General features: G+C 64.4%; 7 protein-coding genes. 3 read left to right on the top strand and 4 right to left on the bottom strand.

All coding sequences use genetic code 11. The features are described from left to right. Window positions 1–3 precede the first annotated feature (3 nt). Together BKA05_RS02610 and BKA05_RS02605 are read right to left on the bottom strand one after the other, a co-directional pair. Window positions 4–990, bottom strand: a complete 987-nt coding sequence (locus BKA05_RS02610) for a PD-(D/E)XK motif protein (RefSeq protein WP_179530033.1) — start codon at window positions 988–990, stop codon at window positions 4–6. After that, window positions 987–3,659 carry a Z1 domain-containing protein gene (locus tag BKA05_RS02605; RefSeq protein WP_179530032.1) on the bottom strand — a complete coding sequence of 891 codons (2,673 nt, stop codon included), beginning with the start codon at window positions 3,657–3,659 and terminating at the stop codon, window positions 987–989. Before BKA05_RS02605 ends, BKA05_RS02610 begins: the two co-directional genes overlap by 4 nt. Window positions 3,660–3,804: 145 nt before the next feature. On the opposite strand from BKA05_RS02605, the gene BKA05_RS02600 reads away from it, so the two are divergent. Continuing rightward, window positions 3,805–5,718, top strand: a complete 1,914-nt coding sequence (locus BKA05_RS02600; protein WP_179530031.1) for a DNA (cytosine-5-)-methyltransferase — start codon at window positions 3,805–3,807, stop codon at window positions 5,716–5,718. Window positions 5,719–5,726: 8 nt separating this feature from the next. Here BKA05_RS02600 and BKA05_RS02595 read toward each other — a convergent pair whose 3' ends face one another. Further along, window positions 5,727–7,016 carry an ATP-binding protein gene (locus tag BKA05_RS02595; protein WP_179530030.1) on the bottom strand — a complete coding sequence of 430 codons (1,290 nt, stop codon included), beginning with the start codon at window positions 7,014–7,016 and terminating at the stop codon, window positions 5,727–5,729. 26 nt (window positions 7,017–7,042) lie between these two features. Here BKA05_RS02595 and BKA05_RS02590 point away from each other — a divergent pair, with 26 nt between their 5' ends. Together BKA05_RS02590 and BKA05_RS02585 are read left to right on the top strand one after the other, a co-directional pair. Next, window positions 7,043–7,528 (top strand): very short patch repair endonuclease, encoded by a 486-nt coding sequence (locus BKA05_RS02590; protein WP_218842235.1) that lies wholly within the window; start codon window positions 7,043–7,045, stop codon window positions 7,526–7,528. A gap of 110 nt (window positions 7,529–7,638) precedes the next feature. After that, a complete protein-coding gene (locus BKA05_RS02585; protein ID WP_218842233.1) occupies window positions 7,639–8,139 on the top strand; it encodes a hypothetical protein in 501 nt (166 codons plus the stop codon). A gap of 60 nt (window positions 8,140–8,199) precedes the next feature. Here BKA05_RS02585 and BKA05_RS02580 read toward each other — a convergent pair whose 3' ends face one another. Further along, window positions 8,200–11,106 carry a vitamin B12-dependent ribonucleotide reductase gene (locus tag BKA05_RS02580; protein WP_179530028.1) on the bottom strand — a complete coding sequence of 969 codons (2,907 nt, stop codon included), beginning with the start codon at window positions 11,104–11,106 and terminating at the stop codon, window positions 8,200–8,202. Window positions 11,107–11,180 lie beyond the last annotated feature (74 nt).

The raw sequence follows: 11,180 nt of genomic DNA, 5'->3' as shown, positions 1-11,180 counted from the left end.
GCCTCACTGCGACCAGTCCTCGACGAACTTCTCCACTGCAGACTCGGACAAACTGGGCGGTAGCGCCGCGAGTATCAGGTCGTAGGAGAGTTGATCAACAGCTGCCAAGCGGCTGCTCTCTATGTCACTCGCTCGCAGCCCCGGGAAGTTTGCATCCACCATCCACCAATGCAGCTGACGGAGGCGATAACGGGAAGGAACGGTGAGCTCCATACCCCTGAGGTACCCAAGCTCACGGAGCTTCATCGTCAACGCATCGATGGGAACCCCGAGATCCAATAGGATCTCGATCCGCTCCTCGATGTCGGGTGCATCCGACTCCAGTGACAGATGCGCCAGAACCAGACAGAGCGAGGATGAGAGCCCTGGATCGAGTTGATCCAGATTCGAGATGCGCACGGAAGTAGGACTGACGGCGGAGCTCGCTTTGACCTCGATGTCCTTCCCCCCACGCCGAAAATCGCGGCTCTGCCTGTCGGGTCCGGTCCAGCCCTCGACTGCCGCGGTCGGATTGTGTGCGGCCAGTCTGGTCATCACTTCGAGCTCGCCGACAAGGCCGAGGACTTCCTCGCGTGACAGACCGTCGACCGCCCGACGCAGGAGCGCCCGCCAATCCTCCAAAGCCGCGAGCACGGCTCTGATGCCGGACTCGGGTTCGGCGGCGAGGCGTCCCAGGATGTCGTCCACCAGTTGCTCGAAGGGCTTGGACAGGCGAGGGAGCCGGCACTGCAGGTCGGCGAATCGAACTGCGTCCCCACCCACGAGCAACTCGCGTTCCGCGAGATCGATGCCGTTGCTCACCCGATCGTCGGCGACCACCGAAGCAGGAATGGGAACCAACAGGTGAAGCCGGGACTCCCTATCCACCCCAAGGAGGATCGGCCCCAACGACATGGCCAGGCCCGAACGGCGGGTGAGCAGCCCGGTGGCTCCGGACGGCCGGCGATCCGCGAGGAGCAGGGCGAACTGATCGGCAGATCGCTCCGTCACTGGGCACCACCGACAACAGGCTCAGCGTCTCCCTCACGATCGTCCGGGATCTCATCGGCTGACGGGTCCAGCTCAGGCTGCCAGTCTGGCGTTACCCCGATGTATGTGGCATCGATCCTCGGATCGGCGCCACCACTCGGGAAGATGATGCCGAGTCCGATGAGGTGCTCCGAGAGATCCATGGCCTCCCTGGCACGCTTGGATCCCTTCCGCTGCGGGCAGGAGTCCTTGCTCACCACGTAAACGATGAGTTGGCCCCGTCCATCGGCGTGGCGACGCCGGACGTCCCGCGGCTGGTTCACCTCGTCGGGGGTGAGGCGTCGAACCAACTCCGTGTCAAGGTCCGCGAACCAGTCGGCATGATTCAGAAGAGACTTGATGTTCGCTGTCCCCGGCGCTGAGCTGTCCAGCGGGGCACGATTGACGGCTGGCACGATGCCGAATCCGAGGTCGAGGCCTCCGAGGTCCAGCGTCCGCCCATCGGAAGTGTGGGCGGTCTTCGAAGTGCTGATGACTGTGACGTTCCACTTGGCTGCGGGCGCGGCCTCACGGATCCACTGGGTCATCAGATCCGACCGCATCGAAGCCTGATCGGGATGGAACTCGTACTCCTCGATGAGGGCACAGATCGACTCAGACGAAACATCTGCAAATCGCCAACGCGGAGGGCGCTCGGTCGACTCCAGCGAGCTCTCCGCGAGGCAGCGGGTGACGAAGCGCCTAGTCGCCTCTTGATTGCGCAGCGCGACGCCTCGGTCCCGGTCGAAGATGAAGGTCTGCATGCGTTCGCCCGCGTAGGTCACACGTAGGTGTCGCGCGGCTCCCATCTTGTTGCGGGCAACGATCGCGAGCCGCCCGGGATGCTGCCTCACGCGGACACCCACATCACTCGGGGTCAGTTGTTGAATCTCAAGATCGCGGATCTCGTCACGGATCTCTGCCTCCACGAGGGCAAGGAAGCGATACTCGTCCGCCAAGGAGTCCTGCATCCAAATCCGGGGCAGATCCTCGTAGCCGGGCCGGTAGCCGAACCACCTACCCATCTGGAGGAGCGTGTCGTAGGTGTTCGACGTACGTGTGAAGTAGGAAACCATCAGCCCCTCGAGCGTGAGCCCTCGAGAGAGAGTGCCCCCACCGACGGCAATCACGACCTCGCGTACGGGGATGCCGTCTGCGTCGACTCGGTTGTAGTCGAGCCTGTCGTCAGACATGCCGTTGTCGACGATGACGCGAAGGGAGTCCAGCGTGTCGGAGACATGCTCCGCCACTACTTCCCAGGCAGGCATGGGCTCGGTGGCTGCCTCGGCGACCCTCGCTGCCTCGCGATCGTAGGACTCTCGGAGAGCCCGACTGTCCGATCCAGTCCACGCCTCCAAGAGCTCCCCGCACAGACCATCGATGCTGTCCCGCATCGCGAAGTGTGGATCGGAGTAATGGGTGGTGTGGACGAGCATCGAGCAGTGGTCGGCGTGTCCCCTAGCCCTTCGGATCGAACTCGCCACGACGAACCATTCGACCGCCTGCCGGAGAGACGCGGGGACGCTCGGTCGAAAAGCTCGCCGATCCTCGGCATCACTCGGCGGCCTCAGGAGGGACGCCTCCTCCTCGGTTATCTTCCTCACCATGTCGAGGCCCGGGTCCGGCTCATCATCATCGGAGAGGGGCTCGCGGCCAAACAGGCGCTCGGCCCCGAAGTACTCCGGGGGACGTGGCAGATTGATGATGAAATTCGAGGGATAGAGGTCCTGTCCCCCAGGGTCCATGAAGATGTTCGCGAACGGCGTCGCCGTGTAACCCACGTAGGTGCCACTAAGCGTCAGTGCCCAGATCTCGTTAACGAGGGCATTGACCGCGGTGCGTTCCGCTCGGCCGGTGGCACTATTAGGTGTGGCCTGATCGGCTTCGTCATCCAAAATCAGGGTGGGCGTGCGTCTGCGCAGGTCTTCGGGGGTCTCCTTCAGCCAGTCCCGCAGACTCGCCAAGCGGGAAGCATTCTTCTTGATGACGACCACGACTGGTTTGCCCGCCGACCCGAGCAGGGAAGCGCCTCGGTGGGTCCTGCTGTTGACGAAATCAGCGTCGCCAGTCGTGAGACCGATCCAACCTCCCGACGCGAAGTCCAGATCTTTCTCGATACGTACCTGAGTCTGTTCACGAAGGTTGTTGTGGATCCCTGAGAGAACGATGAAGAGCCCGTAGCCTCGATCGGCGGCCTTGGCCATGACGGCCGTGAAGTTGGCAGTCTTCCCGGACTGGACGTACCCGAGAACGAGACCCTTCTTCTTCAACCCGTGCACATTCGGTTTCGCGAGCTGCGCCACAACCTTCGTAGACGCCCGATCGATGTCGGGAACAGCTGCGGCCATCCGTCCGGTCAGCAGACGGTGTCGCAATCCTCGCCAATGCTCGTCGCCGGGCTCGGGTCCGGAGTACCACTGCTGCATCTGAACGTTGGCCATCAACGACCGATCGACGACGCCAGTAGGGGAATCGAGGAGATCGTTCTCCGCGATGTCGCGTCTGATCCCCTCGGCTGCGGTGAGGAGAACCTCCGAGGACACCCCCACGCCCTGCAGGAAGTCGAGCGCATCCTCAAGGTCCGCTCCCAGTCGGACCATCTGCGAAATGAGCAGTTCCCGAATCCTGGCCACGTTCTGATCGTCGTTCAAAGCTTTACCTCCGCGGGGACGGTACTGGATGGGCAGCCGTCTTCTCAGGACTCTGGTGGCGTTTCATCTGCAGATCCTGAGCATCCTCACGGATCCCCGGGCACTTGGTGATGCTCCTGTCGGTGCAGACACATAGCATCACCGTGTGAGTGGAGCGGGTGCGGCGGATCGGCAGCGACTGGACCGAGGGCAAGCCCTGCGACTGCCACCGCACCCGGACCACTGCGCGGACGTCGAGCAGACCGTCGCGTTGGCGCGCAGGTTGCGTCGCTCCCCCGACCGTCCCCTTTTGGCAGCGGACCTCTTCTCTGGCGCTGGTGGCATGAGTCTCGGGTTGGAGGACGCCGGCATGCGTGTCGTCTTCGGCGCAGATTTCGACACCGATGCCCTACAGACCCATGCCCACCACTTCGGCGGCATGTCCGTCGGCTGGGACTTGGGCGACCCGGATCGCATCGCAGAGGTCGGCAGCATCCTTCGCGCCGTGAACATCGACGTCATCGCCGGTGGGCCGCCCTGCCAGCCGTTCTCGAAGGCTGGACGATCGGGCATGCGCTACTTGGTCCAGCACGGGCTCAGGGAGGCTCACGACCGTCGACGCGATCTGTGGGAGTCCTACTTGGAGATCGTGCGGCTGGCGAAGCCCCGAGCTGTGATCATGGAGAACGTTCCCGACATGGCGCTGGACCGAGAGATGTTCATCCTCCGCTCAATCGTGCGACGACTCGAGGACTGGGGATACTCGGTCCAAGAGAGGGTCGTCGATACCTACAAGTACGGTGTCCCGCAGTTTCGCCAACGTCTGATCCTGGTGGCGATCGCCGAAGGTCTTCAGTTCGACTGGCCGGAGGAGTCGAATCGCAAGGTCACGCTCGGGAACGCCATTCGAGATCTGCCTCCCGTAGGACCCAAGGAAGGCTGGTTGTTCGACGAGACACGCCACTCGTGGCGCGAGTACGCCGGACCGAAGACGGCATTCCAGCGCGAGATGCGCGCAGGAGTGCGAGCCTCGCACTCCAACCGCGTATACGACCACGTCACCAGACGCGTCCGTGACGATGATGCCGAAGCCTTCGAGCACCTCGACACGAAGACCAAGTACTCCGAGCTCCCCGAGGAACTCAAGCGCTATCGCGACGACATCTTCGACGATAAGTACAAGCGCTTGGACGCGGACGATCTGTCCCGCACGATCACGGCGCACATAGCCAAAGACGGCTACTGGTACATCCATCCCGAGCAGAACCGGACGATCACTATCCGCGAAGCGGCTCGGATCCAGACGTTTCCGGACCACTTCCGGTTCGCGGGACCACCGACCGCCGCATTCAGGCAGATCGGCAATGCTGTGCCACCGAAGGTCGCGATGGCGATCGGGTCAGCGGTGGCGGGCATCCTCCGAGAGGGTGCGAGGGACGTTGCAGTGACCACCGAAATGACCAAGACGGCGTTGGTCGCGTGGGGTCGCACATCCGGTCTCGTCAGTCCGTGGCTGCGCTCTGGCTCTCGCTGGCTCGTGATGCTGGGCGATTCCTTGCTCAGCAATCAGCCTCAGGTCGTGATCGACGCGTTGTGGCCGTCGTTGTCTGCGTGGAGTAGCCCCGAGAGGTTCCTGGAAAATCGCGAGGTGGCGCTGGAGATCGCGTCGTGGATCGAGGGTGTTGAACAGGTGCACACGATGCTCGACCTCGCCGCAACAATGGTGGACCACGGGTACTCGCTCACCGACGATCAGTTGGCCGCCCAGGTGACGGACGGCCTCGTGCGCAGGTCTGCCGCCGAGCTGGCCATGATCGCGGACCCAGAGGGCGAGGAGCCCGTCATCGCGAATACTCCCGCACTGCGAGTGGCCGGCCGATTCTTCCAGGGCACAGAGCGTTGGCTCAAGAACCGCAACTCCGACGGACGGATAGCGGTCAGCCGCTTGATCGGTTTCGACGAGGAGAGTCGTCTAGCGCAGACCGCCTTGGTCGAGCTGGGTGCGAAGTTGTGTACCCCCAAAGCTCCCGGATGCGAGGAGTGCCCCCTGAGGGCTTGGTGCAAGTACGCACAGCGCTGAGGAAGTGCTCAGAGCTCCAGCTGGGCCGCCAACTGCGGGTGCTCGGCCCGGACGCGTTCGATGGCCCGCCGGAACTCCGGGAGGGTCGAGTCGTCCAGCATCGCCTTCTTCAGCACCACGCCGACGCTCTTCAGCGCCACCTCTGAGCCCTTCGGCATCTTGGACTGCTGCCCGTTCCGGCCGGCGGAATTCGCCGACCTCCGATAGGCGTCGTCGGCCAGAACGCAGAGCTCGTGGACCGGCCGCTCCAGCATCTGACGCAGGGTGGGCGGAAGGTCGACGCTCATCTTGGCAACGTTGATCTGGAAGGACTCGTCCAGATCTGTGTCGAAGTCCACCGACGCGCGGGCCAGCTTCATGTGCTCATCTATCCCACGGATGCCCGACCACCCGCCGTGCTGCACCAACCTGTCGGCTCGATAGATGTAGAGGCCCTGCTGTCGATTCCACTTGAGCGGACCGGAGAGGCGCTCGAACTCCTCCATCGATGAGAATCGGTCCCTCGACGGCAGAACGTAGCCGCGGAACCGCACTTCCGACGATCCTGACTGGGTCTCGATCTCGAACGAATGCTCGGCAAGCACGCGGCGAGCTTGCTCTCTTGGAGCGAACGGATCCCAGGGAACCAACTTCTCGCCGTCGACTGAGATCACCACCTCGCCCCTGCCGCGGACATCCCCGGCTATGAACCGGTGGAACACCATGGCCAAGTGACCTGCGGTCTTCGATGCCAGCGATCGGAGACGACGTCTCCCCCATCCGCTCTCTGCGTACCGCTCGGGAAGAACCCGGTCCAAGTCCTCCCAGACCACGACCGTGCCGGGGGACTCGCGCAGTAGGTCACGAGCGCGGTCGATTGCAGGAGAGCTCTCCTCCGCCGTGATGTCCCAGCTGTCGGTCCGCGAGATCCGGTTGAGGTCAAGGGTCATGACTCGGACCTGCGGCCGCTTCGGCGAAGTCCTAGTCGCAACACTGAGCCGTCGGCACTGCGAAAACGTGCCGGTCTTGAGCCCTAGTCCGAAGCGTCCGAGCTCATTGGTCGCATAGCTTCTACGGGTGCCGAACCTGAGAGCCTCGATCAGTCCCCGCTCGGTCATGCCCGAGCCATCGTCACTGATCAATACGTATGACCCGTGCGGCTCGAAGTGGGTGTAGACGTTGATCCTCGACGCACCAGCGGTGATCGAATTATCAACGAGGTCGGCGACCGCAGTGGGGAAGTCGTACCCGATGTCCCGCAGAGACCCAGTCAGGCGAGCAGCCGACGGCGCGATCTCGATCGTCTTTTCCAAAGTCATCGGAGCGTTCCTCCTAGGGTTGAAGCATGCCAGGCGAGAACGACCCGAGAGGGAACCGCCACGGTGTGTCTCTCGCAAGATATGTGTTGCCACCGACGGCCGAGGAACCTGTAAGCCCCGCAACCCGCGCGACGATGCGTGCCAATCGACGTCGAGACACAGGACCGGAGCTCGCGATCCGCCGACTCGTCCATGGTCGTGGCTTTCGCTTTCGCGTGGACCAGCCACTTCCGTTCGATAGAAGGCGGCGGGCCGACCTCACCTTCACGAGAGCGGGGTTGTACGTGTTTATCGACGGATGCTTCTGGCACGGGTGCCCTGACCACTTCGTGCCACCCAAGACAAGAGCGGACTTCTGGCACGAGAAGATCCGGGGGAACTGGGCGCGTGACCGGTCCACCGATGCCGCACTTCGATCGATGCATCTGACCTCGCTCCGCATCTGGGAGCACACCCCACCGGATCAGGGAGCCGATCTCATCGTCCAGACCTACCGGGGGCTGCTCGGCTGAGTAGGTCGTGAACGCCGCGATCCGCCCTGATCCGGCCACACCCCTCAGCACGAGGCAGCGTCGGCCAAGCTGCGCGTATGACATCCCACCAACGTTGGGCAAAGACTCCCATGGACCCCGAGGACGCAGCCGAACTGACGCTCGTGGACGAACTCGCGGGTGAGCTGGTTCGCCATATCGGTGCGGCATCGGACGAGATCGCGTCATTGCATGTCCACAACGCCAGTAGCAAGCGGCTGCAGGATCACTTCGCGACACTTCTCCGGGACCGGCTGGGCTTCGAGGAGGAAGTCGTGCTGACACCCCAAGATGGCCTCGTCACGAGGGCCAGGCCGGACTTCTTCTACCGTTTCGACAGCCGTCGGGGCATCTTGGCAGAGGTGGAGCGCGGCGGAACCACCACGAACAATCATGATCTCAAGGACCTGTGGAAAGCCCACATCTCGGTCGACGCCCAACACCTGTTCCTCATCGTGCCCAATCACAACTGGCGCGAGGATGGCACTCCTCGCGAGAAGCCCTTCCCGCTGGTCGCCCGTCGGATGGGCGCCTTCTTCGGCGATCCAAGACGCGAGGTTGACGTCATCAGCGTCAACGTCTTCGGCTATTGACCACTGGGCGCGGGGCCGAGCCGAAGGAACTCGGCTGGACCCCGCGCCACGTGGTTTGCGTCAGCTGCAGCCAGAGGTGCTGCCGCAGCCCTCGCAGACGTAGCAGGAGCCGGCCGGGCGCATCTTGGTGCCGCAGGTGAAGCAGAGCGGGGAGTCGATCGCGGAGCCGGTGATCTTCTCCATGAGCTCGGCGGAGGTGTGGGCCTGCTTGGTGGTCTCGACGCCCGCCTCCTCGCTGGCGCTCGTCGGCTGCTCGACCACCTGACGCTCCTCGATGGTGATGTCTACCGGGGCGCCCTTGTCGGTCGGGGCCGACTCCATCAGCTCGGCCGCGGAGCCGGTCTCCTCGGTGGGCTCGTACGAGCCGGTCTCGAGGTAGCGCTGGCGCTCCTCGGCCGAGTAGATGCCCAGGGCCTGGCGCGACTCGAAGGGCAGGTAGTCCAGCGCGAGGCGACGGAACACGTAGTCCATCAGCGACTGGGCCATCCGCACGTCGGCGTCGTCGGTGAGACCGGCCGGCTCGAAGCGCAGGTTGGTGAACTTCGAGACGTAGGTCTCCAGCGGCACGCCGTACTGCAGGCCGATGCTGACCGCGATCGAGAACGCGTCCATCACGCCGGCCAGGGTCGAGCCCTGCTTGCCGAGCTTGAGGAAGATCTCGCCCAGCTCGCCGTCGTCATGGGCACCGGAGGTCATGTAGCCCTCGGCGCCACCCACGGTGAAGGAGGTGGTGCGCGAGACGCGCGACTTCGGCAGGCGCTTGCGGGTCGGGGCGTAGACGACCTTCTCCACGACCTTCTCCACGACCTCGGCGGCAGCCGCGGCGTCCGCAGCGTCGGCCGCGTCCTTCTTGGCCTTGCCGCCACCGTCGGAGAGCGGCTGGCCGACCTTGCAGTTGTCGCGGTAGATCGCCGTGGCCTTCAGGCCGAGCTTCCAGGACTGGAAGTAGACGTCCTCGATCTCCTCGATCGTCGCGCTCTCGGGGAGGTTGACAGTCTTGGAGATGGCGCCGGACAGGAACGGCTGGCAGGCCGCCATCATCCGCACGTGGCCCATCGGCTTGAGCGAGCGGGCACCCATGGCGGTGTCGAAGATCTCGTAGTGCTCGGTCTTCAGGCCCGGGGCGTCGATGACGTGGCCGTGCTCGGCGATGTAGTCGACGATCGCCTCGATCTGCTCGGGCTGGTAGCCGATCTTCTTCAGCGCCCGCGGGATCGTCTGGTTGACGATCTGCATCGAGCCGCCGCCGACGAGCTTCTTGAACTTCACCAGGGAGAAGTCGGGCTCGATGCCGGTGGTGTCGCAGTCCATCATGAAGCCGATGGTGCCGGTCGGTGCGAGCACCGAGGCCTGCGCGTTGCGGAAGCCGTTCTTCTCGCCCAGGGCGACGACCTCGGCCCACGCGGCGCTGGCCAGCTTGTGGGTCGCGGAGTCGTTGACGTGCAGGGTGCGCACCGAGTCGTTGGCGGCCTGGTGCTTGCGCATGACCCGCTTGTGGGCCTCGGCGTTGCGGGCGTAGCCGTTGTAGGGGCCCACCACGCCGGCCAGCTCGGCCGAGCGCTTGTAGGAGACACCGGTCATCAGCGAGGTGATGGTGGCGGCCATCGCACGGCCACCGTCGGAGTCGTAGCCCAGCCCCATCGCCATCAGCAGCGCGCCGAGGTTGGCGTAGCCGATGCCGAGCTGGCGGTAGTCGACGGTGGTCTGGCCGATCGACTCGGTCGGGAAGTCGGCGAAGCAGATGGAGATGTCCATCGCGGTGATGATGAACTCCACCGCCTTCGCGAACAGCTCGGCGTCGAAGGTGTCGTCGTCCTTGAGGAACTTCAGCAGGTTCAGGGAGGCGAGGTTGCAGGAGGAGTTGTCCAGCGACATGTACTCCGAGCACGGGTTGGACGCGGTGATGCGCCCGGTCTCGGGGTTGGTGTGCCAGTCGTTGATCGTGTCGTCGTACTGCAGGCCCGGGTCGGCGCACTCCCACGCGGCGGTGGCGATCTTGCGCCACAGGTCGCGGGCGTCGACGGTCTCGATGACCTCGCCGGTCTTGCGGGCGCGCAGACCGAAGTCGGTGCCCTCCTCGACCGCGCGCATGAACTCGTCGCTGACGCGCACGGAGTTGTTGGCGTTCTGGTACTGCACCGACGTGATGTCGTTGCCGCCGAGTTCCATGTCGAAGCCGGCGTCACGCAGGACGCGGATCTTGTCCTCCTCGCGCGCCTTGGTCTGCACGAACTCCTCGATGTCGGGGTGGTCGACGTCGAGGACGACCATCTTGGCCGCACGGCGGGTGGCGCCACCGGACTTGATGGTGCCCGCGGAGGCGTCGGCGCCGCGCATGAAGGAGACCGGGCCCGAGGCGGTGCCACCGGAGGAGAGGAGCTCCTTGGAGGAGCGGATGCGGGAGAGGTTCAGACCGGCACCGGAGCCGCCCTTGAAGATGAAGCCCTCCTCCTTGTACCAGTTCAGGATCGAGTCCATCGAGTCGTCGACGGAGAGGATGAAGCAGGCCGAGACCTGCTGCGGGCTCGGGGTGCCCACGTTGAACCAGACCGGGGAGTTGAAGGAGAAGTACTGGTTGACCAGCAGCCAGGTCAGCTCGTGCTCGAAGACCTCGGCGTCGGTCTCGGTGGCGAAGTAGCCGTGGTCGATGCCGGCCTTGGTGTAGGTCTTCACCACGCGGTCGATGAGCTGCTTGAGGCTCCACTCCCGCGCCTCGCTGCCCACCGCTCCGCGGAAGTACTTGGTCGTGACGATGGTCGAGGCGTTGACCGACCAGGTCGAGGGGAACTCCACGCCCTTCTGCTCGAAGACGGTCTCGCCGGTCTTCCAGTTGGTCTGGACGACGTCGCGGCGCTCCCAGGTCAGCTCGTCGTAGGGGTGGGTGCCCTCGGTGCTGAAGACGCGCTCGATGGCGAGGCCCGCTCCGGCCTTCGCCTGCGATCCTGCGCCGCTCACCGTCTCGGTCATGGTGATGCTCCTCTGTTCCCGGTGTGAGGGGTGGGGTGGGTGGTCGTCAGTGGCCAGTCTCGGGGTGGCCACCG

It is taken from the genome of Nocardioides marinus (assembly GCF_013408145.1).
Classification (GTDB): Bacteria; Actinomycetota; Actinomycetes; order Propionibacteriales; family Nocardioidaceae; genus Nocardioides; species Nocardioides marinus.
The sequence above is the reverse complement of the archived record's forward strand: the minus strand, read 5'-3'. Positions and strand labels throughout refer to the sequence as shown.